We start from the raw sequence: 26,570 nt of genomic DNA, 5'->3' as shown, positions 1-26,570 counted from the left end.
AAGTGATTTAGGTAAGGCATTGATTGCAAAAAATAGTGGTTCTATTGTTAAAATCAATAACGCAGTATAAGTCACTTTAAATCACCCCCTTTACATTGAGCCCCTGTGAAATGCTGAGTTCTGCATCTTGAGATGGCTTGGGTATAATTCAATATTCATCAAAGTATTGAAAATATAAAATTAACCTCCATATATGCCTATACTCTGATTAATAGAAAGCAATATGACTCACTTACGCTTTATTTTAAATACATTACTGCTTGTTGTTGCACTGTTAAGTGCGCAGGTTGCAAGTGGCGTGAGCGTAAACAAAACGGATTCAATTGCCTCTCTTTTGAGTATTAAATTAGAGCACAGCCAATTTATAGATAAAGCGCGAAGTGTTAATTTATCTGCTTTAACAACTGCCCCCTTAAAATATGATAAACATATTGATGAACAACCGAAGCAATCGGATTTTGAGTCTGTACAATTTCGTTTAGCTTTAAGTAACTCATCTTTATTTTTACATCAGGTCCAAGTCGAGCCTAACTACACCCCTATATTTGAGTTTTTTACACCAAGCTTGGCTCGTGAACTCTATTTAAAGCCTTTAGCGCCACCCATTACCCGCCCGTGGTATACCGCTTATGACGGTAAGAAAAATCGTTTAAGTGGTTGGAAAGACGCAAACCTCCTCTACCGAGCAGTCACTACCTACCATAGTTAATTTTTCCATTAATTTATTCCATTTCGAAAACTAAAAATTAATGTGCCTATATGGCATGAAGCCAGCGTACTTCGCTGGCTAAAGGAAACAATTATGTTAAAAAAACCAGTAAAAAAATCGCTTTTGCAGCGTTTCAAACTCAGTTATATGGCAATGTGTATCGCTTTGCTCTTACTTGCAGTGAGTGCTGCTCCCAATTTATACCCTACAACTTCTTGGTTGCATATTCAGGTGATAAATAATCAAACGATAGCGCACCCAATTACAACAAAAAGCCTTATTGAATACCTCAACCAACATAAGTTTGAGGTTGCTCAAGCAATTGAGCAAACGACAAGTGATGGCTTTGAACTTGAGCTTTTACTTGATAGCCCCGCTAAGAGTGCCAATGCACAACAATTACTTAAACATCAATTTACTCATCTAAGCAGTAAAATTGTTAGTCACCAAACCAGCCCACAGTGGTTACAAAGTTTAGGACTCGCACCAATAAAGTTGGGGTTAGATCTCAATGGTGGCGTACTGTTTGTGTTAGATGTTGACCTTGGCAAAGCTGAACAAGAGCAGATTGATAATGCATTTGAACAAACGAAAAAGCTGATCCGTGAGAATAAAGCGCGAGGTATGCGAGTACAAAAGAGCAGCGTAGGTTTTGAGCTTCACTCTCAAGATAAAGCGAATGCGTTAGCAATAGAAAAAGAAGTACTTAGCCATTTTGAATATTTACAAGCTGTTAGCCACAATCAAGGTCGTTTTATATCGGTATCGTTTAGCTTTAGTGAGCAAGGCTCAAATGAATTTGCACAGGGTGTAATGAGTCAAACATTGACCACGCTACGAGGCAGAATTGAGGAGTTGGGTATCACTGAGGCAGTTACGCAGCGCCAAGGAAAGCAACGGATCCGTATTGAGCTACCTGGAGTGCAAGATCCTAGCGAGGCAAAACGGATTATTGGCGCCACAGCGTCACTAGAGTTTTACCAGATCAAAGAAGTGGGAGGTAAAACATTTAATTTGCAAGATGGTGGCAAAATTAACTTAGATCCAGTGGCTATATTTTCAGGTGAGCACATCAATAATGCTCAATCTGGACGTGATGAGTGGGGTAAACCCCTTGTTCAATTAAGCCTAGATAGCCAAGGTGGCGAAGCAATGTCTGCGTTTTCTAAACGTAACATTGGGAAGCCTATGGCAACGGTATATTCTGAATACTATATAAATGAACAAGGTGAAACGGTTAAAAAAAGTGAAGTAATAAATGTAGCAAATATCCTTGGACATTTGAGTAGTCGCTTTAGTATTACCAATATGCAAAGCGCTCAAGCGGCGCAAGATTTAGCGCTATTACTACGTGCTGGCTCGTTGACTGCACCGGTCACTATTGTTCAAGAGCAAACGATAGGCCCAAGTTTAGGGGCTGATAACATATATAATGGCTTAGCTGCTTTAATGCTAGGTATGGGCGTGACACTGCTGTTTATGGCGTTGTGGTACCGACAATTAGGCATCATTGCCAATATTGCTTTATTACTAAACTTGACAGCATTGGTGGGTTTAATGTCGTTATTACCCGGTGTTGTCCTGACTCTTCCTGGTATTGCTGGGCTTGTCTTAACCATTGGTATGGCTGTTGATACAAATGTGATTATTTTTGAGCGAATAAAAGAGGAGCGGCTGAAGGGGCGGGCACCTTATCAGGCAATCGAGCAGGGTTATAATCAAGCATTTAGCACTATTTTTGATGCCAACATAACAACCATGATAACAGCCATTATTTTGTACAGCATAGGGTATGGGCCTATTAAAGGTTTTGCGATCACATTGGCGTTAGGTCTTATTACCAGTGTGTTTACTGGTGTATTTGTGGCAAAAGCTTTAAGCCAAACGCTCTATTTGAAACTGGCTAACAAACAAGGAGCCAATGTATGATTTTTCGTGATTATTTGTTAAAAAATGGGACACATATCCGTTATGTTGGGCTAATAATTTCAGTCTTATTTGTTTTGTTATCAGGTTTTAGTGTGGTGAATAAGGGGCTTAATATTGGCTTTGACTTTACTGGTGGGTATTTAACTGAGTTTACGACCACAGTTGCAGTGAGTGATAAGCAGATGCAGCAAAAAATAGCAGTAACAGGAACAAAAAACTATGTGTTAACGGCACAATCTGCGCAACACTTCCAAATAAAAGAAAGTGACGAGCAATCAGTGTGGTTACAAGTACTTAAGCAAGATCCCACGTTAGGTCTTGAGGTTATTTCGTCATCTTATTTAGGTAGCCAAGTAGGTGATGAGTTACTTGAACAGGGCGTTTTAGCCTTATTTACAGCGATGGTAGCGGTGATGCTTTATCTCGCTGTTCGTTTTGAGTGGCGCTTGGCAATTGGCGCGGTAGGTGCTCTATTTCACGATATAATAATTGTGCTGGGAATATTTTCATGGCTGCAGCTGGAATTTAATCTAACAGTATTGGCAAGCTTGCTCGCTATTATTGGCTATTCCCTTAATGACTCGATAATAGTTGGTGATAGAGTGCGTGAACTATTACGGCACGAGAACGCGGTGCAGCTAACAGTAAATAATGTTATTAATAATGCCATTAGCAGCACGTTAACGCGTACTTTAATTACCTCAGGCACGACTTTGGCCACTGTAGGTAGTGTTTGGCTTTTTGCCGGTGCGCCTTTGCAGGGGTTTTCAATCGCATTATTTGCAGGAATTGTTTTCGGTACTTTATCGTCAATCTGTATTGCGGTTACATTACCGCAGTTGTTGGGGCTAAGTGCAGAAAACTATAAAATAAAGTTAGATGAAAAAAGCCAAGCACTAATGGATATGCCATAAAACATCACGTTTAAGCTAAACAAAATGCCGCTAGAAAAGCGGCATTATTTAAACTTTCAACTTAAACTAACTTAAGTTGATGGTAACAACGTCAGCAGTCTCTTGTTCAGCAGCAGTTGCTGGTTGCTTTGGTATATCGGGTTTATCAAGTGCGATATCACCGCCATCAATGACTTCCCCCGTTTTTAACTGCTTAAAATCAAAAAACTCATTATCAGCCAAGTGAGAAGGCACCACGTTTTGCATGGCTGTAAAGATACTTTCAATGCGCCCTGGGTGTTCTTCATTCCACTTTGCAAGCATTGCTTTAGTGTGCTTACGTTGAAGGTTCTCTTGCGAGCCACACAAATTACATGGAATGATAGGGTAAGCTTGATGAATAGCGTATTGTTCAATATCTGCTTCTTTACAGTATGCCAATGGACGAATAACCATGTGTTCGCCATTATCACTCATCAGTTTGGCTGGCATGCTTTTGAGTTTACCACCGTAAAACATGTTTAAGAACAGGGTTTCTATCATATCATCGCGGTGGTGCCCAAGCGCAATTTTAGTTGCCCCAAGCTCGTTTGCTGTGCGATATAAAATGCCCCGACGCAATCGTGAACAAAGAGAGCAGGTTGTTTTACCTTCTGGAATGATATCAGTAACGATACTGTAGGTATCTTCTTCAACAATCTTGTATTCTACGTCTTGTGTATCTAGGTACTCAGGCAATACATGTTCTGGGAATCCAGGTTGTTTTTGATCTAGGTTGACAACAAAAAGGTCAAACTTGATAGGCGCAACACGCTGTAAATGTTTTAGCATTTCTAGAAGGGTATAGCTGTCTTTGCCCCCGGATAAGCAGACCATGATGCGATCACCTTCTTCAATCATATTGAAGTCCATCACTGCTTGACCAGTTTGGCGACGTAAGCGCTTTTGTAACTTATTGAAGTTAAATTGAGCTTTGGCTTGAACAGAATGCGACATTACGGCCCCTTGAGATACTATGCGTAAAAATAAGGGGCGTATTATATGTTATATGCTCAAGGGGAGCTATAGCAAAATTTACAAAGCAACACTAATTAATTTTTTACTAATGGGCTGACATAACCATCGGGTTTGAGTGCGAGCACATCACAGTTTAGGCTATCAATAACATGCTCTGCGGTGTTTCCTACTAACGCTGCGCTTAAACCAGTTCGACCCACTGTACCAATAACCACTAGCTCACTGTTTAAACGTGCCGCTACATCAGGAATGACGTCTTCGGGTAAGCCTTCTTCAATTGCACAATCTTGATGTGCTATTTGGTGTTTGCTTGCAAGTTCATGGGTGGATTCAACATGGTGCTTTTTCACCGATTCGTTGTAAACACTTGGATTAAACTCTGGTATTTCAATTGCTATATTTACTGGTGTTGCTGGATAGGCATTTACTAAACTTAGTTTTGCATTGGCAAGCTCACATAGAAATTGTGCATCTTTGATTATGCGATTATTTAGAGCGAGGTGTTGCTCGTTTTCACTGACTGAGTTCACAGCAGCAAGAATGTTTCCACGCTCTGGCCATGCGTGCTCTTTAACTAGCAATACGGGCGCTGGGCACTTACGAATTAAATGCCAGTCAGTTGGTGTGAAAATAACGGATTTGAGCGTGTCGTGCTGATGGGTGCCTTTTACAACCAAGTCAAAATTTTGCTCAATGACGGCATCTATAATTGCTTCGTAGGTACGATTGTGCCAGACGACTTGGCTTTTTATGTCAACCTCAGGATACTGCGCGAGGATATCATCGAGCCAAGCTTGGCGATCTTTTACAACTGCATTTCTCATTGCTTCACGTTCATCACTTGAAAGCATTGTGGTCATTTCATATGAAAAATCATAAATGCTCATAAAAGCAGTGATGCTTGCCCCCGATTTTTTTGCTAAATCGATTGAACGCGAGAGGCTATGTTGAGAATCAACAGTGGGGTCAATAACGGCAAGAATTTGTTGGATAGTATTCATGAGCTGCTCCTTTAACTACTTTTTATACAGTGTAACGTATAATTTGTGGAGTTAAAGGAGCAGCTGAGTAAGTTTTGTTTTAGATCAAGATTTATTTTGCGGAAATAGCAGCGGCATCGCGTAAACCATCATTATCAAGAATAGTTATAAACTTACCTTCAACTTTTATGAGAGCTGCTTTTTGGAATCGGCTCAATAAGCGACTAATCGTTTCTACTGTTAGTCCTAAATAATTGCCTATTTCGCCTCGTGTCATGGTAAATCTAAACTCTTTACGAGAAAAACCACGCTCACCAAATCGTTCAGATAAATTGTAGATAAAACTTGCTAAGCGTTCTTCTGCTGATTTTTTATTTAAAAGTAACAGCATTTCCTGATCATAATTAATTTCATTACTCATCAAACGCATTATTTGCTGGCGCAGTTTAGGTAACTTACCAGAGAGTTCATCTAACGTATCAAAAGGAATTTCACATACCATAGATGTTTCAAGCGCTTGAGAAAAACTCTGATGTTGCATTTTATTGATTGCATCAAAACCTACTAGGTCTCCGGCAAGGTGAAAGCCTGTTATTTGCTCATCTCCTTGCTCTGACAAGGTGTAAGATTTAAACGATCCTGAGCGAACAGCAAAAATAGCATTTAAAGGCGCACCTGACTCAAATAAAAAATCACCTTTATGTAAAGGTTTTTTGCGCTCAATGATTTCGTCAAGCTTATCCATTTCTTGGCCGTTGAGGGTAAAAGGCAAGCATAACTGGCTGATACTGCAGTCGTTACAGCTAATTGTACAATTGCTTTTTGCTTTGTTAGAAAAATCCATCAGTTAAATCCATTACAGTGCTTTTTTAGTTAGACTAATGCACTAATTTATCAGTTGCAATAATAAGTAAGTATATACCGTACCAAATAAGAATGCTGCCCATAGCGATTCTGGCCCATGGGTGGTTAAGTATTTTATGTATAAACTGGGCACCCATTCCCATGCTCAACATGGCAGGAAATGTCCCAAATGCAAAAAATAACATAACAAAGGCGCCTTCTAAAGCAGTTTGGCTTGTCATGGCCCATGTTAATGCTGAATAGACTAAACCACAAGGTAGCCATCCCCATAAAGCGCCATAGGCGAGTGCTTTTGGCAGCGAATTAACGGGCATAAGGTAGCGATTCAGTTTAACTAAATGTTGCCATACCAATGTTTTTCCAAGCGATTCAAGCCACTGTAAACTGGCTCCCAAACGCATAATATAGAGGCCAACCAGTAGCATAAATACGCCACTTAAAATGGCTAAAGTGAGCGAAAAAAAGTGGTTTTGGCTGGCAAAGTGACTACTTATGCCTGCCACCAATGCACCTGCGAGCATATAACTGCTAGCACGGCCCAAGTTGTAAGCAATAGTATAAGAAATAGGGCGGCGCTTATCTGTTGCCAATTGTAATGAACTTGCTATGCCTCCACACATTGCAATACAGTGGCCACTGCCGATCAGCCCCATAATAAATGCGCTAATGTAAAGAGGGTCAATCATTGCTTTTATTATGTTGCTCTTTATCGTCTTCAAACAAAATGCTATGGCCTTGTTTGTTTAAATCGGAGAACTGTTCTCCACGTACTGCCCAAAAGAATACGCCAATGGCGATAATGACAAACAAAATTGCAATCGGGATCAAAATATAAATTATGCTCATAGCTTTAATAACCTCAATGAATTACTGATCACAATAATTGAACTTGCAGACATCCCTATCACAGCCATCCAAGGAGCTACGAGCCCCAATGCTGCTAGTGGAAGAATAGAGCCGTTATAGATTAACGAAATCGCTAGATTCTGTTTAATTATACGACGTGTTTTTTTAGAAACAGTCATCAAATGTGAAATTGCAGACAAGTCGCTGTTTAGTAATACCACATCAGCCGTGTTTTTAGAAATATCAGCACCTGTTTCCATAGCAATAGATAAATGAGCGCTGTTGAACACTGGGCTATCGTTTACACCATCGCCCACCATCGCTACAACATCACCTTGGGCTGACCATTTTTCTACTTCACTTTGTTTGTCTTGTGGTAGACAGCCAGACTTGTAACTATCTAGGTTAAGTTTCTCAGCTATTTTCTTTCCTGCACTCGATGCATCACCCGTTAACATATGACAGGTTAAGTTTTGCTGATGCAAAGAAGCGATTAAACCTTTTGCATTAGACTTAATTTCGTCAATTAAGTAAAAATGGGCCACTGGTTGATGGTCGACATAAAAGGTGGCTTGAGCATTGCTTTTTTGTGTGTTGAACCAACCACTTTTACCGATGGCATAATGGTGCTGCTCATCTTCACCTGTGATGCCTTCACCGGGAACAATCGTAATATTAGTTAAATGGCGTAAGGCCGGAGTAAATTCATTGAAAGCTGATGCAATAGGGTGTTCAGAGTAGCTCTCTAATTGTGCCGCAAGCGATAGAATGTGCTCTTTTTGATATTGGCTATCAATAATGTCGATTTTTTCGAAGCTAAAACGCCCTTGTGTTAGCGTGCCTGTTTTATCAAACGCAATACGCGTTAGTTGTGGTAATGTTTCAAGCACATGGGATTGTTTTATGAGTACACCTTTACGTGTGAGTGTGGCAACAGCACACGTTAAAGCGGTAGGGATCGCTAGACTTAATGCACACGGACAGGTAGCAACAAGTACAGCAATGGTGATCCAAAAAGCATGTTCAGGGTCGATTTGATACCACCCAATAGCAGTTAAAGAAGCAAAAACTAACAAGCAGGCAACGAACCATTGCGCTACTTTGTCGGTTACTTCAACTAGTTTAGGCCTTGTAGCCAGTGCACTATGCTGTAGTTTTATTATTTGGTTTAAGAGTGTATTTTGGCCTAATTTATTAATGCGTATTTCAATCACGCCATCGTGATTAACGGTGCCTGCGAATACTTGGTGTTCAATATATTTATTAACAGGTAAGTGTTCACCTGTCATCATTGATTCGTCTACCGTTGTAGTACCTGCACACACAATTCCATCAGCAGGAATTGTTTCACCGGCTTTAACCAAGACACGGTCATCTAATTTTAGTTTTTTTGCTGCAATGATATGTTCTTTCCCGTGCTCATCAAGGGTGCGGGCAGTTAGCGGCAGAAGCTTTTGAAGATTAGCAGTGAACTCACTCGCTTTAAGGCGCGCCCTAAACTCTAAGTATTTTCCTAACAGCAGCAAAAATGTAAACATACAAATGGATTCAAAGTACACCTCGCCAACTTCCATTACTGTGGCATAACTACTTGCGGCATACGCACCAAAAATGGCTAAAGAAACAGGTAGATCCATGTTTAACTGTTTGGCTTTTAGCCCATTAATAGCATTTGTTAAAAATGGCAATGCACTGTATAAAATCACGGGAGACGCTAATACAAGGCTTATCCATCGAAAGTACTGTTCAAAATCATCTTCCATCCCAGAAAACATGCCGAAATACATGGCAAATGCAAACATCATTACTTGCATCGTCATTAAACCAGCAACACCAAGACGGCGAATATATGCTTTTGCCACGAGTTGTTTTTGACTTGCTTCGAGATCAGCTTGAAATGGGTAGGCTTTGTAGCCTATTTCAAGCAGGGACTTGATGATTTCGCTCAGTGGTAGGGCATCTTTGTGCCATTGTATCATGGCGCGATTTGTCGATGTATTCACATCAACTCGTTTCACGGCAGGCATATTGAGTAATTGCTTTTCAATTAGCCACGCACAGGCCGCGCACGTAATACCTTCAACGGTTAAAAGAACTTCGCTTACGTCATTGCTCTGCGAAATAAATTCTTCCTGAATATCTGGATTATCATAACTGGTAATAAATGCGAGCTGTTCAGGTACTAGTTGCTCAACTTTCCCTGCTCGAACTGTCCTAAATTTATAATAATCAGTCATACCTTGCGCAACAATTGTTTCAGCAACTGTTTGACATCCAATACAACACATAGGCTGAGCGCTACCGTCAATCTCGACGGTCGCACTAAACCCAGAGGGAACACTTTCAAGACAGTGAAAGCAATTATTAGCCATGATGATACAACTACTTATATTCAGGATTAATCGCGATACTTTGCTGGTTAGGCAAGGTAATGTTTTCTTTTAGCTTCCAACTTGCATCTGTTGGTTCAATAAATACGGTATAAGTCCCTTCACTATAAGGCTCAACTATCGCAGTAAATTCACCATTAGCATTAGGTGTTAAATGAACATTAAAATCATGCTCTCCAATAGTACGGTGGTAAAAAGAGACTTTTAAAGAGTGAATATTACTGGTGTCGCCTTTAGTGAACTTAAAGCTGATTTTGTCATGTTCAGCAGTTAGATTACCGTGTAAGTAAAGCGCTTTAGCTTTGTCAAACTTGCTTAGCTCTAAATTAATTGCTTTCCCTTTTTTATAGTAATCGTCAACAACCATGTCAGGTCCATTTCCGATAGCAGTGATAAACAACGATATACAACCAATAATGGCAACAAGAGGGAAAAAAATTAAAAACCAAGGCCAGAAATTTTTATACCAAGGAGTAGGGCTCATAAATACACTTCATTAGTTTGTGATGGGGACATTTTATAGGATTTGTTTTAAAAAGACTAAAAAAAAGCCTCCGAATGGAGGCTTTTTTGATCTCAATTAATGTATTGAAATAAAAGATGAAAGTTACAACATTTTATTAACGTTGTGATTATTTATCTTGCGATAAACTGTAAACATACGCTGTTAATAAGTGTACTTTTTCTTCACCTAAAATATCCTTCCATGCTGGCATAACACCTGCGCGGCCATTAAGCAGTGTTTCTTCAACAGCACGTTGAGAACCACCGTACAACCAAATATTGTCGGTTAAGTTAGGTGCACCAAACGGTAGGTTATGAGCAACAGACCCTTTACCATCAGCACCGTGACACGCCGCACACATTGCAAACTTGGCAGCACCCGCTTCAGCATCTTTTTGATTAACTGTACGACCAGATAAACTTAAAACGTGAGCGGTCATTTCTTTAACGCCTTGTTCACCCAAAGCTGCACCCCATGGTGGCATTGCTGCAACGCGACCGTATAGAAGTGTTTCTTTGATTTTGTCAGGCGTGCCGCCGTATAACCAATCGTTATCAGTTAGGTTAGGGAAGCCCATACCACCACGTGCATCTGAGCCGTGACATTGTGAACAGTTTTGTGCGTATAAACGCTGACCAATTTCTAGGGCTTTTTCGTCTGCGACAAGAGTTTCTATATCTTGTTTTGCAAAGCCTTCAAAGATAGGACCAAAACGCTCATCAGCTGCTTTATACTCTTGGTCAAGTTTTACATACTCACCATTAGCATGTGCTTCTTCAATTGCCTTTTTAGACTCAGCTAAAGAAGTAACACCTTGGTTCGAACTTGTCCATTTAGCTAAGCCTTCCCAGTTACCTAAACCTGGGTATGCTGCTAAATAATAGACTGACCATGCAAATGTTGCGAAAAACATGTAAGTCCACCACTTAGGTAGTGGATTGTTTAGCTCTTCAATGCCATCAAATTCATGCCCACAGCTTTCACCTTCCTTAACACCAGCGTAGTTTGTTAAGTTCCACACTAATAAGCCAAAGATGATAAGTAAGCATGCTAGGGTTAATACAATAACCCAAATACTCCAAAAGCTAGTCATTTCTCAGACCCCTTTTCCTCGTTAGAGAGTGTTTTGTTGTGTTTGCTCTCATCTTCAAAAATAGCATTTGCAGCGTCTTTAAAACGCGTTTTGCTACGTTTGCTGTATGCCCACACAACAATCACAATAAACAATACTAAAATTACCAGAGTTAATATGCCTCTGTATGTTCCGTAATCCATAATCAATTACTTCAAATGCGTGCCAAGCTGTTGCAGGTAGGCGATAAGGGCTTGCATTTCTGTCGCACCTTTACCGTCATTCATTGCATCAACTTTAGCAATATCAGCGATTAGTTCTTCATCACTACCGTAACCTAAACCAGGGTGAGCTGGGTTTTGTGGGTTGATAGCGAATGTATCACGGAAAATCTTTAGCTTTTTCAGAGTCAGGCTAGTATCAACGTGATTCTCAGCTAACCAAGGGTATCCTGGCATATTTGATTCAGGTACTACATCACGAGGATTAACTAAGTGAGCATAGTGCCAATCATCTGAATAACGTTTACCTACACGAGCTAAGTCTGGACCAGTACGCTTAGAACCCCATTGGAATGGGTGATCCCATACTGATTCACCTGCAACAGAATAGTGACCATAACGCTCAACTTCGTCACGGAATGGGCGAATCATTTGCGAGTGACAGTTGTAACAACCTTCACGAACGTAAATATCACGGCCTTCCATTTCAAGTGCGTTTAGTGGACGTAACCCATCAACAGGTTTCGTTGTATCGTCTTGGAACATTAGCGGAGTGATCTCAACCAATGCACCAAAACTGATAGCAAAAACAGTCAAGATAGCCATCAGGCCAATATTCTTTTCAACTATTTCATGTTTGTTTTGTGAATTATTATTGCTCATCATCTCGCTCCGTTATGCTAACTGTGCTTGCGCGTCTAATTTCAACGAATCATTTTTCGCTGTAATTGTACGGTAAACGTTATAAGCCATAACCAACATACCCGCTACGATGAATACACCGCCTAGGAAGCGCATAACATAGAAAGGATAAGATGCTTGTAGTGACTGAACAAAGCTGTACATCAATGTACCGTCAGAGTTAACTGCGCGCCACATTAGACCTTGCATTACACCTGAAATCCACATTGCTACGATGTAAAGTACAACACCCACGGTATGTAACCAGAAATGCGTATTTACAAGTTTCACACTGTACATACGACCTTGTGAGAACAATGCAGGAATAAGGTGATAAATAGCACCAATTGAAATCATAGCAACCCAACCGAGTGCACCAGAGTGAACGTGACCTACAGTCCAATCAGTGTAGTGAGATAATGCATTTACAGATTTAATTGCCATCATCGGTCCTTCAAAGGTAGACATACCGTAGAAAGAAAGTGAAACAACTAAGAAACGAAGTACAGGGTCAGTTCTAAGCTTATGCCATGCACCAGACAGGGTCATGATACCGTTGATCATACCACCCCAAGAAGGCACGAATAAGATAATAGACATCACCATACCTAAACTTTGCGTCCAATCTGGAAGTGCAGTGTAGTGTAAGTGGTGAGGACCAGCCCAAATATATAAAGAAACAAGCGCCCAAAAGTGAACAACTGATAAACGGTAAGAATAAACCGGACGACCCGCTTGTTTTGGTACAAAGTAATACATCATACCAAGGAAACCAGCAGTCAATAAGAAGCCTACAGCGTTGTGACCGTACCACCATTGAACCATTGCATCTACAGCGCCTGCATAGATTGAGTATGATTTAGTGAGTGATACTGGAACAGCCATACTGTTTACGATGTGCAATACTGCAACAGTAATAATGAAGCCGGCATAGAACCAGTTTGCAACATAGATATGTGATACTTTACGCTTCGCGATAGTTCCCATAAATACGACAGCGTAGGTTACCCATACAACCGCAATTAATATGTCGATTGGCCATTCAAGCTCTGCATATTCTTTAGAGCTAGTAATACCTAAAGGTAATGTGATAGCTGCAAGGACAATAACTAATTGCCAACCCCAAAAGGTAAAGGCGGCTAATTTGTCTGAAAGAAGGCGCGTTTGACAAGTACGTTGCACAACATAGTAAGATGTTGCGAAAAGTGCACTGGTACCAAATGCGAAAATAACTGCGTTCGTATGTAACGGACGAAGTCGAGAGTATGTTAACCATGGTGTATCAAAGTTAAGTGCTGGCCAAGCTAATTGGGCAGCAATCAGAACCCCAATACCCATGCCAACGATGCCCCAAATCACTGTCATAATAGCGAATTGGCGTACAACTTTATAGTTGTACTCAGTTTGTGATGCTACTGTTTGGCTCATTTTCTGGCTTCCGCTGCAATATATGCGTTTAGAAATGAATTACCCACTTTAAAAAAGTGGGGCCTACTATTACTCCACAAGTGTGTTACCTAAAACCTTCAATGCGTTGACTGCTTCAGAAAACAAACTCGAGAAACCCTTATTTTTGCGGGGGAAATGATAAAATTTTTGGCCTAAAAAAGATAGGTCAATTGCATAAAATTATGACATCAATCAATTTTTATCATGTTGTTGATTATTTTTTGACATACTTTTTAATCTTATGAGGGTAATTACCCTTCAGTTGTTGTCTTTTACCGATGTGCTTATTAGTATCTCTTGTCTATACAATAGGAGTTACGATGCAATTTAAAAAAAGATCACTGCTTTTAATTTCAGTTATTAGCCTGACTGCATGCAAGCCTCAAGAGACAAGTATAGAAGAGCAGGCAACAGTCGCAAGTTGCCTTTCAAATGAACCATGCATTTATGATCAACAAATAAAAGTGTGGTTATCAGAGTCGACAGTCTCGCCAGAAACGCCTTTTGATATAAACTTATCATTACCTGAAGGCTTGCAAGTTAAACGTGCCAAGCTTGAAGGTGTGACTATGTATATGGGATATATTCCTGTTTTTTTCGAATCAGTAGCAGGTAAATTTCGTGCGACTACTATGGTAGGCGTTTGTTCTGAAAAAAATATGGAATGGAAACTATCCATAGAGTTAAAAGATCAGCAAGGTAATAACTCCCAAATTTCTTATAATTTCATCGTCAAACAGTAGGGTCCGCCTAGGAGCGCTTTACTCTTTGTTGCCTACATGGATGGTGGTAAGGGGCGTGAGCGAGATGCGGTAGCTTTGCTCGATTTTAACTTAGCCCACTAGGTTACAAATCTCGCGCCGCGATTAAATCGCGCTTAGTTTGAACGAATTTTAATCCGCAAAGGTTAACAGACCCTAATCATTTATTGTTCCACCTCTTTATCTTCTGCGTACATTATTTAATTTAGCTATAAATTTAGTCTATTTTTAACCACTTACTCCACTGCGATGCTTATTTACTCACTGATTCTGCATAATTATGGTTAGTAATTAACAGTGAGTTTTACGGTTTCTATAAAACTGTGTGATCAAGATGTGAATTTTTCTAATTCAGGTATTTATAACCATTGATTACATTCGATTACAAACTCTGCTCATTTGATTTCATTCGTTTTTTTACTGTGGTTTGAATTACATATCTAATTGAAATTAAGTTGTTTTATCGTGTTAACAATGAAACATCAATTAACTTATGTACCCTTTAAAGGTCGGTGAAAATCAAGGTGTCTAAATTCTGCTCCCACATTCAGTTTTCGTTCAGTTAACTCAGCCTAAGTTGCCCCCGGCTGACTCGTCATTCTAACAATATCGAGCGGTATTACCTGATAAGGGTACTTTTTCCAACAAGTAGGGTTTAACATGAAAAAATCAATTCTTGGTTTAGCTGTTGTTTCAGCAATTCCTATGTTCTCAACAAGTGTTATTGCTGCAGACGAAGCAGCTCAGTCAATTGAAAAAATCCAAGTAACGGGTTCTCGCATTAAGCGTTCTGATATGGAAAACGCTAGCCCAGTTACACTTATTGGCGCTGATGATATCAAAGCAATGGGCGCTACGAGCATCGACAGCGTGCTTCAAAAAATGACTGCCACTGGCGGTGCGATGACTAACCCTGGCGTTAATAATGGTTCAGGTGGTAATGCACGAATCGACCTACGTGGTCTTGGTGCTAACCGTACATTAGTACTTGTAAATGGTCGTCGTATGATTGCATCAGGTACAGGTGCAGCATCAACTGTTGACTTGAATACAATCCCAGTTTCAATGATTAAATCGGTTGAAGTATTAAAAGATGGCGCGTCTGCTGTTTATGGTACTGATGCTGTTGCAGGTGTTGTGAACATCATCTTAAAAGATGATTTCGAAGGCTTGGACATGAATGTGAACTCTGCAATCACTGGTGAAGGTGATGCAACAGAAACGTCATTTGATTTCACAGTAGGTACTAGCTTCGACAAAGGTAATATCGTTGTTGGTATGCAATATACTGATCGTGGTGAAGCGTCTCAAGCTGACCGTGATTTCTCTAAGTGCCCAATTGCTGAAGGTGCGAACGGTTTAAACTGTAATGGCGGCTCTGTGTATTCAGAGGGTGGCCACATTTGGCAAGACAGTACAACAAAAGCGCTTGACGATGATGGTAAAGAAGTTAGCGTTGGTTTAGCACAAGGTGATAATGGTTTAAGTGGTTTAGGCGGCTTACACCCATTTACAGATGCTGACCGTTTTAACTTTGCACCTTCAAGCTACCTATATACGCCGATGGAGCGTTTAAACCTAACGGGTTTAGCTACATACGAAATCAGCGATGAAACGCGCGTGTTTACTGAATTTACTTATACTAAACGTTGGTCGCAACAGCAAATGGCGCCACAACCAGTGTGGTTCGGCTTTAAGTATGACAAGTCAATGGGCGATTCATTACTTGATCAAACTTACACAAGTAAAGTTGATGCAGACGGTGATGGTTATGCTGATAAAGATGCCGATGGTAAATACCTAACGCAAACTGCAAATTATAAATACGGCGATGATATTTTCTATGGCCGTCGCATGTCAGACACTGGCGCGCGTTATTTCGAACAATCAGTTGATACTGTTCGTGCTGTAATCGGTGCTGATGGTTATGCTGGCGATTATTTCTGGGATGTGTCTGCAAACTTTGGCCGTAACGATTCTGTCGACAAGTTAAGCAACCTTCACAATATGGGTGCTATTGGTGATAGCATCATGTACACAAACGATGAAAATGATGTAGTAGGAACATTTAATCCACTAGATCAAGCTGCATGGACAAGCGAAGACTTCCGTCGCAATGTTTACACCGAAGTTAACAATGGCGGCAGCCAGCTATTTATTTTAGCAGCGTCAGTATCGGGCGAAATGTTTGAACTACCTGCGGGCTATGCAGCATTTGCAGCAGGTATTGAGCGCCGTCAAGAAAAAGCGTGGTTTACGCCGGATTCATTGACAGCACAAGGTCTTGCAAATGACCCTATGGTTGAGCCAACAGCGGGTGGCTTTGATGTAAATGAAGCATATGTAGAGTTTGCTTTACCATTATTAGCTGATGCACCACTTGCACAAAACGTTGAATTAAGCGCTGCAATTCGTGCCTTTGATTACAGCACTTTTGGTTCAGACGAAACGTGGAAATTAGGCCTTACGTGGAAAGTAAACGACGAGTTAATGTTACGTAGTGTTGTTTCAACAGCATTCCGTGCACCGACAGTATCTGAGTTATATTCTGGTAATTCACCTTCTTTCGAACAAGTAGAGTTCCCAGGTGCACAGGACCAAGCAGAAGTGACAGTAGGTGGTAATAACCAATTAACGCCAGAAGAAGCGGATACTTTAACTGCTGGTATCGTATACGAGCCGCAGTGGTTTGAAGGCTTCAGCATGACGCTTGATTACTACGATATCGAAATCGAAAATGCGATTGCAACCGTTGATAATCAATACATTGTTGATCAGTGTTTAGTTGCCGCAAGTAATAAAGATTCTGCACTATGTAAATCAAGTAATGTAAAACTTGATTCAACAGGTCGTATTACTTTTAATAATCAATTACAAAATATTGGTTCAGAGAAAACTTCAGGTGTTGATTTAAACCTTAGCTACTCATTTGAAGCTGCAGGTCTTAACTGGAAGGCTGGTTTAGACACAACGTATCTTGACGAATATGTAGTTGAAGTAACTGGCGACCCAGTTGATTACGCAGGTGTTATCACATCTGGTACAGGTGGTTATGCTGAGTTTAAATCTAACCTAACAATTAATGTTGCTGGTGATAACTGGGATGCTCAGTATCAAGCGCGTTACATTGCAGGTATGGACAGCTACTCATGTATTGGTAAAGAAGATTCGTGCTACGCACCGACTACACCAACTGTGATTTATCATGATGTGAGTGGATCATACTTAGTTAATGATACAGTTTCATTAACAGCGGGTATTAACAACTTGTTTGATAAGCAACCGCCTTACTACACAGGTAATAACGATTCAAACACTGACCCGTACACATACGATGTACTTGGTCGTCGTTTCTTTGCTGGCGTGAATGTTAAATTCTAATCAGTAAAACCGTTTGACTCTGAAAAGGCCCAGTTTACTGGGTCTTTTTTATTGAACTAAATAAAATGTGACAGTAAACTAATGTATATAAATAATTCATTAGGAGAATTGATTGTTAAAACAGGATGAAAATTTATCCTTTATTATAGAACCCGAGCTAAGCCCGCGCTCAGAACAACGTATTGACTTGTATTTTTCTATTCCCAACGAAATGGGTATTAACCCGCAAACCCTCAGTGAAGAAGCGTATTTCAACAACCATTTTAAGTCTCATTTAGCTTATAACGCTAAAAATATTCACCTGCCTTTAGTACGAAGCCGCTTTGTGAGTAAAAATAAAGGTGAGCAACAAGATTACCGTCAAAACCTCAACCTTTATTGCTATCAAGTTAGGCTTGCGATAGATACCGATGTGAAAGATGCACTTAAAATAACAGACAAAGATGCTTTTTATATTCGCGCGACTGAATTAGCTGAGCAGAGTAAAGGGCTATTAAAAAAACTGCGCCGTTATACACCCGATAATGAAAAACTGGTGTCATTTTATACCAATGCAGATAATTATTTGAGCTGGCAAATTGAACAATCATTTTTAAAGTTACTCGACGAAGGTCCTAGAAGTAGTGATCATGCTAAAGAGCGCAGTGACTTATTGAACTTTTGCAAAGCAGAGCAAGCATACAGGCAAGAACATCAATATAACTCTGAATCTACCTTACAAGACGCCAACAGAATCACAAACAAGATGCGTTTATTGCAGCGACTTATTGAACACGGGGTTGTACTTAATCGTCATACACGACATTTAAATAGCTATTTAAAGCGACTTGTAAAAGGCTCTGTTACAGCCGTGATCATGGCGTTTGTAATGGTTGTAGTTTTAAATGCGCGAAGTAACTTTACTGAAATAACAGCGACCTTAGTGATTATTCTTGGCGCGATCTACGGTATGCGTGAAATTTTCAAAGAGGATATAACGCGTGTGATCTGGCGAACCATTGTAAAAGGCCGGCCAAAGTGGCGCTTTCAGTTTAGAAACAGTGTCACAAAAGATAAAATTGCTACGCAGTATATATGGCTTGAATATACGCGGTTTAAACGTATTCCACAGGGTGTTCGTAATATCTTTTCAAAACGTAGGCAACAAAATAGATTGGCCGCGCAGTGGTTTCATTTTGCTAGTGAGACGCGTGTTGGTGCAAAAGAGTTTTTGCCAGGCTACGATACGTTGCAGCAAACACTGCGTTTTAGCCTTGCACCATTTACGCGTTATTTGAAAAAAGGCGAAGGAAAGCTTTATCATTTAGATAGTAGTAAAATTTCAAAACAAAGTGTTGAACGCCGTTACCAGTTAAATGTAGTCGTGGTGTATCAAAGCCAAGAGCAAACTACACATCAACGCTATAAAATAACCTTAAATCGCAGTAAAATCGTAAATATAGAACTCATTTCAAGTAAAAAAGAATAACGTTCATCATGAAAATATATGGTAGAAATCAAACTACCATATATTTTTATTCAGCTTTAATAAACCAGTGCTGATTCGGGTTATTTTTCTAAGCCTGTTTTGCTATATAACGATACCTTGTCAGAGACTAACGTGATTTCGATATTTTTTGTTTCATCTCCCCAAACACAATTCGTGTGAAGTGTTTTTTCTACGCAGTTATCTGCACTTCCTAAAATAGCTTCAACTTGTGTTTTGTCCATGCCGATAGAGATCTTTTCGTAGTTCTCAAGGCTCACTTTTGAGCAAGCTGCTAGCGATAAAGTTGCTGCAATGATTAGTATTTTTTTCATGGTAACGTTCCTTCTAATGTTTAAATTTTCTTATTTGTACAATCATACCCATTTTCGGGTGGTCAAAATAATGAACTTCACCACTGATCACGCGTTTGAACTGTGCAAAACGTGCGCTTTGAAGCTCGCCATTTTCTAGCTTTTCACTAAAATCAAATTCAGTATTAATATACAGATAGTGGCGTAAATAAATATTAAAAAACCCTTCTAATTGCCACTTTTCTGGTGTGTCTTGCGCTACGGGCATAAGTGACTGAGATGAAGGGTTAATAGCGCTGATAAAGCTATCATTAAAACGAGTGTCAGCAGCTATTGGTTTTGTTTGAAGGTGTTTGCCACCATACAGTTTAATGCTTTGTGAACGAGATTTCCTTACACCTTTAAATCGCCACCCTGTGTGTAAGATAGGTTTAAGCCCCTTACGAACAAGTTCACGCTGTTGATCTACAAACTGTAATTGCTCAGGGCTGAGCAGGTAAGTATTTAGCATATCATCTTTTGTCTCTGCATTGGGGGTCAAAGGCAAAGTGTCGTAACTGTTAACGTAATCAATCGTATCATCACATAAATTAGAGCGTCTGGCCCCAATAACAGAGTCAGTTAAAGATGTGGAGTTAAAGCGCGTATCGCCATCAATACATTCTGTTTTAGCTTGCGCAACGTACCAAGGTGTCAGTAAGTCAACGGGATTTTTTGCCTTGATGGGCTGTTTTTTTAAGCTAAAGTCTTCTTGTAGAAATGGGGCAGGCCGCTGCTCAAAAATCAGCACCTCCACTTCAAACCATCGCTCTGCGAACGCTGTGCTGCTAAATATACAACATAAAATTAATAATGATTTTTTAAACAACATTAATGGCTAACCTTTTTAGAGAAATCTGCAATCATTGCAGTGACCATTTTTAAGCGTTCACGGGCATTTGCCTCGCTGATCGCAAAGCGCAGTTTATTTGCGCCATCCATTTTGTACACATGGGGTGCACTTTGTATCAAACCAATTATGAAGCTTGGGTTAACCTTTGTATCTTGGGTAAACTCAAAGTAACCACCTTTGGGGTTGGCTTCAATCTTTTTAATACCTAATTCACTGGCTTTTTGTTTAAGTTGCTGCAAGCTAAATAGGTTTTTAGTGGCATCAGGCAGTAAACCAAAGCGGTCAATTAACTCGACTTGAAGTTCATCCATGTCATCTACAGTAGCACAGCTTGCAATACGTTTGTAAATACCTAAGCGGGCGTTTACATCATGAATATAATCATCAGGTAATAATGCGGCGAGTTTTAAATCGACCTCGCTTTGCTGTTGTAATAAGTTATCAAGCGTCGGCTCTTTACCTTCGCGCAGTGATTGCACGGCTTGCTCAAGCATTTCCATGTATAAATTAAAGCCAATGGTTTGCATTTGTCCGGATTGATCATCACCGAGTAATTCACCCGCACCACGTATTTCTAAATCGTGTGTCGCTAATGCAAATCCAGCACCTAAATCCTCTAGCGATTCGATGGCTTCTAAGCGTTTTACAGCATCTTTAGATAATGACTTAGGGTGACCTGTTAATAAATAAGCGTACGCTTGGTGGTGGCTGCGACCCACACGACCACGCAGCTGATGAAGCTGGGCAAGGCCTAACTTATCTGCTCGGTCCATGATGATGGTATTAGCGGTTGGTATATCAATACCGGTCTCGATGATGGTGGTACAGACTAATACGTTGTATTTTTGATGGTAAAACTCACTCATTAACTGTTCGAGTTCACGCTCGCGCATTTGACCGTGGGCTGATGCAACGCTGGCTTCAGGCACCCACTCACTGATCTCTTGAGCCACGCGGTCAATGGTTTCTACATTATTGTGCAAAAAGTAGACTTGGCCGCCACGTTTTATTTCACGTAATACAGATTCGCGAATAAGCTCTGCATCGCGCTGACGAACAAAGGTTTTTACTGCAAGGCGTTTAGCTGGTGGAGTGGCGATAATTGATAAGTCACGCATGCCACTCATTGCCATATTTAATGTACGTGGGATAGGCGTTGCGGTAAGCGTTAAAATATCAACATCGGCGCGCAATGATTTTATTTTTTCTTTTTGGCGTACACCAAAGCGGTGTTCTTCATCTACAATGAGTAGGCCTAAATCTCTAAAATTAATATCTTGTTGTATTAATTTGTGCGTACCAATGACAATATCGAGTTTACCTTCGGCCATCTTTTCAAGGGTGTCTTTTTGCTCTTTAGGCGAATTGAAGCGTGAAAGCACACCGACTTCAATAGGGAAATCAGCAAAACGATCTTTGAAGTTTTCAAAGTGTTGTTGGGCAAGTAGGGTAGTGGGCACTAATACAGCTACTTGTTTGTTGTCGTTTACGGCAATGAACGCGGCGCGCATAGCGACTTCTGTTTTACCAAAGCCCACATCACCACACACGAGTCTATCCATGGCGTGTTTGCTTTGCATATCACCAAGCACAGCTTCTATGGCATTGCGTTGGTCGTCGGTTTCTTCGAATGGGAAACCATCACTAAATGCGCGGTATGCACTGCCATCGAGAGCAAAAGCGTTGCCTGGTTTTGCTTGGCGCTGGGCATAAATATCAAGCAGCTCTGCAGCGACATCACGAACTTTTTCAGCGGCACGTTTTTTTGCTTTTTCCCAAGCATCTGAGCCTAGTTTATGCAGCGGCGCGCTGGCTTCTTCGCCACCAGAATAACGGCTTAACATATGTAGGGCAGATACCGGCACATAAAGCTTCGCTTCACCGGCATAGGTTATGGTTACAAACTCAGTGACGAGTCCTGCAGCATCAATAGTTTGTAGACCTTGGTAACGGCCAACACCGTGATCTAAATGCACAATAGGTTGGCCTACTTTAAGCTCAGCTAAGTTTCGGATCAGCGCATCTTGGCTTGCTTCGTATTTATGCTTTCGGCGACGGCGCTGGGATACTTTAATTCCCAGTAACTCTTGTTCGGTGATAATGCTAAGCGCGGGCTTTGCACTTAATAGTACACTTTGCTCAAGCGGGCTAACGATTAAACCGACATCGCTCTTGCTAGCAGTAAAGTCATCAAACGAATCAAACTCTTTGAGTTTTAAGCCACTGGGCTTTAGTAATGCAAGCAAAGATTCACGTCGCCCGTCAGACTCTACCGAGATCAGCACGCGGCCTTTTTGTTTTTTTTGTGCCGCTATATATTCAATAAATGCTTGATACGGTTCATGTTGTTTATGATCAATTCGAACGGCTGGTAGTTCGCCTATTGCTAAGTTTTTATTCCCTGCTTTGGTGGGTAATTTAGCTTGGCTTAAGCGTATACGGGCAAAGTTACCTAAGTTTGAAAACAGTTCATTGAGCGGTTGATAAAGCTCAGTTGGTTCGAGAAGGGGTCTAAGCGGATCGACTCGGCGGTTTTCATAGCGAACATTTACATCATGCCAAAATTGATCGGCAGCATGCTCTAAATCACCATATTGCATAACCGTTGTGGTATCAGGTAGGTATTCAAATATGGTTGCAAGCTGCTCAAAAAACAGCGGCATATAATACTCAATACCCGCAGGCCAGTTTCCTTTAGTGACTTGCATATACACAGAGTCTTGCTCTGCGCTGGCGCCAAACTTTTCGCGGTAGTTTATTCTAAAGCGTTCAATGTCACTTTCATTGGTTGGAAACTCATGGGCAGGGAGTAACTCTATTTTATCTACTTTCTCGTCAGAACGTTGAGTTTCAACATCAAATAGGCGAATAGAATCGAGCTCGTCGTCAAAAAAATCTAACCTAAATGGATGTGGGCTACCCATAGGGTATAAGTCAACAATTGAGCCACGAATAGCGTATTCACCATGCTCCATAACTTGCTGAACATGTAAATAACCCGCTTGCTCTAGGTTATTACGCAAGCTGTGGGTATCTAATGTATCGCCTACTTTAAAGTTAAGTGTAGAGCCATAAATAAACGAGGCCGGGGCCGTGCGCAGCATTAACGTAGATACAGGTACAATTAATACGCTTTGTTGCTCTTTTTTTAGTGTATTTAGGGTCGCTAATCGTGACGAAATTATATCTTGGTGCGGCGAAAAGTGATCATATGGCAGGGTTTCCCAATCAGGAAATACCATTACCGGGTGATTAGGTAATAAATAATCAAGTTCTGTCTCTAAGCGCAGCGCACTGGGTGTATCAGGAGTGACAATTAGCACTAAGCTGTCTTGTTGTTTTACCCCTTGTGCAATAGCGATACTTAAACCACTACCGGTGAGTTGCCCCCATTGAATTTTATCTTTTTGAGATTTTACCCAAGGCAAGGCTGCCCATTGCGCAAACGCCATTTATTACTCCTTAAATGCGCCTCAACTGAGGCGCTAATTTATTCTAATCGCGGTAAATTTTAGTGAGGTCTTGATAGTGATCAATTCGGCGATCACGTAAATAAGGCCATATACGTCTTACGTTCTCTGAACGTTTTTGATCAAGTTCCACCACTAAAATTTGCTCGTCAGTATTATTTGCTTCGCTGAGCATTTCACCTTGAGGGCCTGCTATAAATGAATTGCCCCAAAATTGAATACCGTCACTTTGCTCGCTTGGGTCAGTTTCATGGCCTACGCGGTTGGCACTTATAACGGGCACGCCATTTGCGACAGCGTGAGCACGTTGCGAAATAACCCATGCATCTTTTTGTCGTGTTTTTTCGTCGTTATCGTCACGTGGGTCCCAACCAATTGCGGTTGGGTAAATTAGTAACTCAGCACCCGCCATCGCCATCAAGCGGGCAGCTTCGGGGAACCACTGATCCCAGCACACTAATACCCCTAATTTACCTACTGAGGTTTGGATAGGCTCAAAGCCTAAATCACCTGGGGTAAAGTAAAACTTTTCATAAAACCCAGGATCATCAGGAATATGCATTTTGCGATATTTACCTGCAATCGAGCCGTCTTTTTCTAGCACAATTGCGGTATTGTGATAAAGACCTGTGGCGCGTTTTTCAAATAATGAAGCGACTATGACGATGTTTAGCTCATTTGCTAATTTACCCAATGCGTCACTACTTGGCCCTGGGATAGTTTCAGCTAAATCAAAAACATCAACATCTTCGGTTTGGCAAAAGTAGAGGCTGCGGTGTAGTTCTTGAAGTACCACAAGTTGAGCACCTTGGTTGGCAGCGTTACGTATAGCTGCAATTGATTTTGCCATGTTTTGCTCGGCGTTATCAGTATTGCTTTGCTGCACTAAGGCAACCGTTAATTTATTTGACGACGTCATTATGGTGCTCCAACTAAAAATCCGCGAGGTAACTGCATGGTAATGCAATGTAAGCTGCCAAACTGATGAATAATAGGCAAACAATTTACCCCAATAATTGAGTGCTCAGGGTAGGCACGCTGAATTTGTGCAAGTGCTTTAGTATCGTTTTCATCATTGTAAGTGGGTACTAATACGGCATCATTGATAATTAAATAGTTTGCGTAGGTTGCTGGCAGCCTATCGCCATCGTTGTTATACACCGCTTTTGGCCAAGGTAAATCAATCAAGGTATAAGGGTGACCTGTTGGCGTTTGAAAATCTTTCAACTGTATTTGCATCTTATCAAGCGCGTCAAAATGCTCATCTGTTGTGTCATCACACTTTACATAAACTAGGGTATTGTTAGGTGCAAAGCGTACAAGGGTATCAATATGGCTGTCAGTATCATCACCGGCTAAATAACCATGGTCAACCCATAAAAACGAACTTGCCCCTAATTGCAGCTGCAATTGTGCTTCAATCTGTGGTTTTGTCAGGGTTGGGTTACGGTTTGGATTAAGTAAACACTCGCGGGTGGTAAGCAGTACACCATGCTCGTTTATTTCAACGCCGCCGCCTTCTAATACTAAATCAATTTTTTGGTATTGATTTGCAGGAGCAGCAAGCTGGTTAACAAGTACTTTGTTAATTTGATTATCAAGGGTGCTTTCAAACTTGTTACCCCAGCCATTGAAGGTGTAATCAAGAATAGCTAATTGGCTTGCATCCTGTGTGTTTGCACAGGTCAATGGGCCATGGTCGCGTGCCCAAGTGTCATTACAAGGGGTGAGCACAAAGTGCACCCGAGCAATATCAATCTCATTACTGGTTAATAGTTGGCTTATATGTGTTTGCAATGCATTGTTATGTGCAACTATAACAACCTGTTGTCGCTTGCATATATGTTTGCAAAGGGATATGTAAACAGGCTCTACAGCGCTTAAATTATCACGCCAATCAGTATCTTGGTGAGGCCAAGTAAGCATCACAGCATCTTGCTCAGCCCATTCGGGTAAAAGTCTAAAGTTCATGAAGTTAATAAACAAATTAAGGTGCGTCTAGTTTAGCATTTCAAGCACAGATGTCAGCTTTTATAAGTGATTAGTCAGGCTTGTTTTCGTGTTCATTACTTGGTTTGTCTGATTGCAGTTGTTGTCGTTTTTTCAGCTGTCTAGTTTGAGCGTGTAAACTAGCTCTTACGACAAGTTCTTGGTCTGAATCACGAATTGCTATAAAAAGCAGCGTATACTGGTAATGTTCATCATCTAGCTTATCAATAGCAACCACTTCAGTGTAACAATAAACCGCAGAGGCTTCGTGTTGCAAAAATAGTTTTGTTCTAAACGCTTGGCCTAATGAATAGACTTGGCTTGATGTTAACTTTACACCACCTCCACCATAACTATCACAGTAAAGGGCATTATCTTCAGGTTGCTCTGAAGCTAAAATATGGCTCATGATCAAGTCTATTTTACGTGACTGAGCTTGCAAAAATACGGCGAGTTCTTGTGCTATATCGCCTAAATTACGTAAAGGTCTTAAAGAGCTTTGCTCAAGTTCACTCACTTCGTTAGCGAGTTTGAATAACGGAGGAATATCAGCTTCTAGCTGAGCAGGGCTTTGTGGCACATTGTGTTTATCAATGGCAAAAAGATTGACTCTATTACTCTCAGCAATTTGAAAGTACTGCTCAAACTCAGTTAACTTTTCATTATTCATCATTAGACTCCACAGCGCGCATTTACTAATAGTAGCGCTGCCACGCGTAAATTACTAGTGATGAAATTTTAA

Annotated in this window: 23 protein-coding genes; 6 read left to right on the top strand and 17 right to left on the bottom strand. The window is 40.7% G+C overall.

From position 1 onward, the window contains the following. Nucleotides 1-223: 223 nt before the first annotated feature. The 3 genes from C7Y70_RS18850 (at nucleotide 224) to secF (ending at nucleotide 3,552) form a co-directional block, all read left to right on the top strand. A complete protein-coding gene (locus C7Y70_RS18850) occupies nucleotides 224-709 on the top strand; it encodes a hypothetical protein (protein ID WP_135476478.1) in 486 nt (161 codons plus the stop codon). A 93-nt stretch (nucleotides 710-802) separates the two neighbouring features. Continuing rightward, complete coding sequence (gene secD, locus C7Y70_RS18845) at nucleotides 803-2,638, top strand: protein translocase subunit SecD (protein ID WP_135476476.1); 1,836 nt, start codon at nucleotides 803-805, stop codon at nucleotides 2,636-2,638. Beyond that, nucleotides 2,635-3,552 carry a protein translocase subunit SecF gene (gene secF, locus C7Y70_RS18840; RefSeq protein ID WP_135476474.1) on the top strand — a complete coding sequence of 306 codons (918 nt, stop codon included), beginning with the start codon at nucleotides 2,635-2,637 and terminating at the stop codon, nucleotides 3,550-3,552. Before secD ends, secF begins: the two co-directional genes overlap by 4 nt. A gap of 66 nt (nucleotides 3,553-3,618) precedes the next feature. On the opposite strand, the gene ttcA is transcribed toward secF, so the two are convergent. The 11 genes from ttcA to ccoN form a co-directional block, all read right to left on the bottom strand. Beyond that, nucleotides 3,619-4,527 carry a tRNA 2-thiocytidine(32) synthetase TtcA gene (gene ttcA, locus C7Y70_RS18835; RefSeq protein WP_135476472.1) on the bottom strand — a complete coding sequence of 303 codons (909 nt, stop codon included), beginning with the start codon at nucleotides 4,525-4,527 and terminating at the stop codon, nucleotides 3,619-3,621. Nucleotides 4,528-4,622: 95 nt separating this feature from the next. Continuing rightward, nucleotides 4,623-5,549, bottom strand: coding sequence for a universal stress protein UspE (gene uspE / locus C7Y70_RS18830; RefSeq protein WP_099294276.1), 927 nt, complete (start codon nucleotides 5,547-5,549; stop codon nucleotides 4,623-4,625). Nucleotides 5,550-5,640: 91 nt separating this feature from the next. Beyond that, nucleotides 5,641-6,372: an FNR family transcription factor gene (locus tag C7Y70_RS18825; RefSeq protein WP_099294274.1), complete on the bottom strand. Its 732-nt coding sequence runs from the start codon at nucleotides 6,370-6,372 to the stop codon at nucleotides 5,641-5,643. 34 nt (nucleotides 6,373-6,406) lie between these two features. After that, on the bottom strand, nucleotides 6,407-7,078 hold the full coding sequence (locus C7Y70_RS18820; RefSeq protein ID WP_135476470.1) for a sulfite exporter TauE/SafE family protein: 672 nt from the start codon (nucleotides 7,076-7,078) through the stop codon (nucleotides 6,407-6,409). Further along, nucleotides 7,071-7,238: a cbb3-type cytochrome oxidase assembly protein CcoS gene (ccoS, locus tag C7Y70_RS18815; RefSeq protein ID WP_058559001.1), complete on the bottom strand. Its 168-nt coding sequence runs from the start codon at nucleotides 7,236-7,238 to the stop codon at nucleotides 7,071-7,073. Before ccoS ends, C7Y70_RS18820 begins: the two co-directional genes overlap by 8 nt. Continuing rightward, nucleotides 7,235-9,610 carry a heavy metal translocating P-type ATPase gene (locus C7Y70_RS18810; protein WP_135476468.1) on the bottom strand — a complete coding sequence of 792 codons (2,376 nt, stop codon included), beginning with the start codon at nucleotides 9,608-9,610 and terminating at the stop codon, nucleotides 7,235-7,237. The genes ccoS and C7Y70_RS18810 overlap by 4 nt, the downstream gene beginning before the upstream one ends. A gap of 10 nt (nucleotides 9,611-9,620) precedes the next feature. Next, nucleotides 9,621-10,112 (bottom strand): FixH family protein, encoded by a 492-nt coding sequence (locus tag C7Y70_RS18805; protein ID WP_099294268.1) that lies wholly within the window; start codon nucleotides 10,110-10,112, stop codon nucleotides 9,621-9,623. Between the two features lie 148 nt (nucleotides 10,113-10,260). Continuing rightward, a complete protein-coding gene (ccoP, locus tag C7Y70_RS18800) occupies nucleotides 10,261-11,226 on the bottom strand; it encodes a cytochrome-c oxidase, cbb3-type subunit III (RefSeq protein WP_099294266.1) in 966 nt (321 codons plus the stop codon). Continuing rightward, the gene (locus tag C7Y70_RS18795) at nucleotides 11,223-11,408 is read right to left on the bottom strand and encodes a cbb3-type cytochrome c oxidase subunit 3 (protein WP_087534511.1); all 186 of its coding nucleotides are present in this window, start codon (nucleotides 11,406-11,408) and stop codon (nucleotides 11,223-11,225) included. The genes ccoP and C7Y70_RS18795 overlap by 4 nt, the downstream gene beginning before the upstream one ends. Nucleotides 11,409-11,414: 6 nt before the next feature. After that, entirely contained in the window at nucleotides 11,415-12,089 is a 675-nt protein-coding gene (ccoO, locus tag C7Y70_RS18790) for a cytochrome-c oxidase, cbb3-type subunit II (protein ID WP_099294264.1), read from the bottom strand. Between the two features lie 12 nt (nucleotides 12,090-12,101). After that, nucleotides 12,102-13,535 (bottom strand): cytochrome-c oxidase, cbb3-type subunit I, encoded by a 1,434-nt coding sequence (gene ccoN, locus C7Y70_RS18785; RefSeq protein WP_099294262.1) that lies wholly within the window; start codon nucleotides 13,533-13,535, stop codon nucleotides 12,102-12,104. Nucleotides 13,536-13,876: 341 nt separating this feature from the next. On the opposite strand from ccoN, the gene C7Y70_RS18780 reads away from it, so the two are divergent. The 3 genes from C7Y70_RS18780 (at nucleotide 13,877) to C7Y70_RS18770 (ending at nucleotide 19,166) form a co-directional block, all read left to right on the top strand. Beyond that, nucleotides 13,877-14,299 carry a hypothetical protein gene (locus tag C7Y70_RS18780; RefSeq protein ID WP_135476466.1) on the top strand — a complete coding sequence of 141 codons (423 nt, stop codon included), beginning with the start codon at nucleotides 13,877-13,879 and terminating at the stop codon, nucleotides 14,297-14,299. A 678-nt stretch (nucleotides 14,300-14,977) separates the two neighbouring features. Next, nucleotides 14,978-17,698 (top strand): TonB-dependent receptor, encoded by a 2,721-nt coding sequence (locus tag C7Y70_RS18775; RefSeq protein ID WP_135476464.1) that lies wholly within the window; start codon nucleotides 14,978-14,980, stop codon nucleotides 17,696-17,698. 112 nt (nucleotides 17,699-17,810) lie between these two features. Continuing rightward, on the top strand, nucleotides 17,811-19,166 hold the full coding sequence (locus C7Y70_RS18770) for a hypothetical protein (protein WP_099294256.1): 1,356 nt from the start codon (nucleotides 17,811-17,813) through the stop codon (nucleotides 19,164-19,166). An 80-nt stretch (nucleotides 19,167-19,246) separates the two neighbouring features. Here the strand turns inward: C7Y70_RS18770 and C7Y70_RS18765 are convergent, their stop codons facing one another. The 6 genes from C7Y70_RS18765 to C7Y70_RS18740 all read right to left on the bottom strand — a co-directional run bounded on the left by C7Y70_RS18765 (nucleotide 19,247) and on the right by C7Y70_RS18740 (nucleotide 26,498). Then, nucleotides 19,247-19,498 carry a DUF3862 domain-containing protein gene (locus C7Y70_RS18765; protein WP_099294254.1) on the bottom strand — a complete coding sequence of 84 codons (252 nt, stop codon included), beginning with the start codon at nucleotides 19,496-19,498 and terminating at the stop codon, nucleotides 19,247-19,249. A gap of 13 nt (nucleotides 19,499-19,511) precedes the next feature. Further along, a complete protein-coding gene (locus tag C7Y70_RS18760) occupies nucleotides 19,512-20,348 on the bottom strand; it encodes a peptidoglycan binding protein CsiV (RefSeq protein ID WP_099294240.1) in 837 nt (278 codons plus the stop codon). Then, nucleotides 20,348-23,821: a transcription-repair coupling factor gene (gene mfd / locus C7Y70_RS18755; protein WP_135476462.1), complete on the bottom strand. Its 3,474-nt coding sequence runs from the start codon at nucleotides 23,819-23,821 to the stop codon at nucleotides 20,348-20,350. The genes C7Y70_RS18760 and mfd overlap by 1 nt, the downstream gene beginning before the upstream one ends. Nucleotides 23,822-23,864: 43 nt before the next feature. Next, nucleotides 23,865-24,758, bottom strand: coding sequence for a carbon-nitrogen hydrolase (locus C7Y70_RS18750; RefSeq protein WP_099294236.1), 894 nt, complete (start codon nucleotides 24,756-24,758; stop codon nucleotides 23,865-23,867). After that, a complete protein-coding gene (locus C7Y70_RS18745; RefSeq protein ID WP_135476461.1) occupies nucleotides 24,758-25,810 on the bottom strand; it encodes an agmatine deiminase family protein in 1,053 nt (350 codons plus the stop codon). The genes C7Y70_RS18750 and C7Y70_RS18745 overlap by 1 nt, the downstream gene beginning before the upstream one ends. A 70-nt stretch (nucleotides 25,811-25,880) precedes the next feature. After that, nucleotides 25,881-26,498 (bottom strand): PilZ domain-containing protein, encoded by a 618-nt coding sequence (locus C7Y70_RS18740; protein WP_135476501.1) that lies wholly within the window; start codon nucleotides 26,496-26,498, stop codon nucleotides 25,881-25,883. Nucleotides 26,499-26,570 lie beyond the last annotated feature (72 nt).

The organism is Pseudoalteromonas sp. KS88 (genome assembly GCF_004766475.1).
GTDB lineage: Bacteria > Pseudomonadota > Gammaproteobacteria > Enterobacterales > Alteromonadaceae > Pseudoalteromonas.
The sequence above is the reverse complement of the archived record's forward strand: the minus strand, read 5'-3'. Positions and strand labels throughout refer to the sequence as shown.

Coding starts and splice junctions, on each gene's coding strand:
- C7Y70_RS18850 (WP_135476478.1), top strand. CDS start 224: ATGACTCACTTACGCTTTATTTTAAATACATTACTGCTTGTTGTTGCA.
- secD (WP_135476476.1), top strand. CDS start 803: ATGTTAAAAAAACCAGTAAAAAAATCGCTTTTGCAGCGTTTCAAACTC.
- secF (WP_135476474.1), top strand. CDS start 2,635: ATGATTTTTCGTGATTATTTGTTAAAAAATGGGACACATATCCGTTAT.
- ttcA (WP_135476472.1), bottom strand. CDS start 4,527: ATGTCGCATTCTGTTCAAGCCAAAGCTCAATTTAACTTCAATAAGTTA.
- uspE (WP_099294276.1), bottom strand. CDS start 5,549: ATGAATACTATCCAACAAATTCTTGCCGTTATTGACCCCACTGTTGAT.
- C7Y70_RS18825 (WP_099294274.1), bottom strand. CDS start 6,372: ATGGATTTTTCTAACAAAGCAAAAAGCAATTGTACAATTAGCTGTAAC.
- C7Y70_RS18820 (WP_135476470.1), bottom strand. CDS start 7,078: ATGATTGACCCTCTTTACATTAGCGCATTTATTATGGGGCTGATCGGC.
- ccoS (WP_058559001.1), bottom strand. CDS start 7,238: ATGAGCATAATTTATATTTTGATCCCGATTGCAATTTTGTTTGTCATT.
- C7Y70_RS18810 (WP_135476468.1), bottom strand. CDS start 9,610: ATGGCTAATAATTGCTTTCACTGTCTTGAAAGTGTTCCCTCTGGGTTT.
- C7Y70_RS18805 (WP_099294268.1), bottom strand. CDS start 10,112: ATGAGCCCTACTCCTTGGTATAAAAATTTCTGGCCTTGGTTTTTAATT.
- ccoP (WP_099294266.1), bottom strand. CDS start 11,226: ATGACTAGCTTTTGGAGTATTTGGGTTATTGTATTAACCCTAGCATGC.
- C7Y70_RS18795 (WP_087534511.1), bottom strand. CDS start 11,408: ATGGATTACGGAACATACAGAGGCATATTAACTCTGGTAATTTTAGTA.
- ccoO (WP_099294264.1), bottom strand. CDS start 12,089: ATGAGCAATAATAATTCACAAAACAAACATGAAATAGTTGAAAAGAAT.
- ccoN (WP_099294262.1), bottom strand. CDS start 13,535: ATGAGCCAAACAGTAGCATCACAAACTGAGTACAACTATAAAGTTGTA.
- C7Y70_RS18780 (WP_135476466.1), top strand. CDS start 13,877: ATGCAATTTAAAAAAAGATCACTGCTTTTAATTTCAGTTATTAGCCTG.
- C7Y70_RS18775 (WP_135476464.1), top strand. CDS start 14,978: ATGAAAAAATCAATTCTTGGTTTAGCTGTTGTTTCAGCAATTCCTATG.
- C7Y70_RS18765 (WP_099294254.1), bottom strand. CDS start 19,498: ATGAAAAAAATACTAATCATTGCAGCAACTTTATCGCTAGCAGCTTGC.
- C7Y70_RS18760 (WP_099294240.1), bottom strand. CDS start 20,348: ATGTTGTTTAAAAAATCATTATTAATTTTATGTTGTATATTTAGCAGC.
- mfd (WP_135476462.1), bottom strand. CDS start 23,821: ATGGCGTTTGCGCAATGGGCAGCCTTGCCTTGGGTAAAATCTCAAAAA.
- C7Y70_RS18750 (WP_099294236.1), bottom strand. CDS start 24,758: ATGACGTCGTCAAATAAATTAACGGTTGCCTTAGTGCAGCAAAGCAAT.
- C7Y70_RS18745 (WP_135476461.1), bottom strand. CDS start 25,810: ATGAACTTTAGACTTTTACCCGAATGGGCTGAGCAAGATGCTGTGATG.
- C7Y70_RS18740 (WP_135476501.1), bottom strand. CDS start 26,498: ATGAATAATGAAAAGTTAACTGAGTTTGAGCAGTACTTTCAAATTGCT.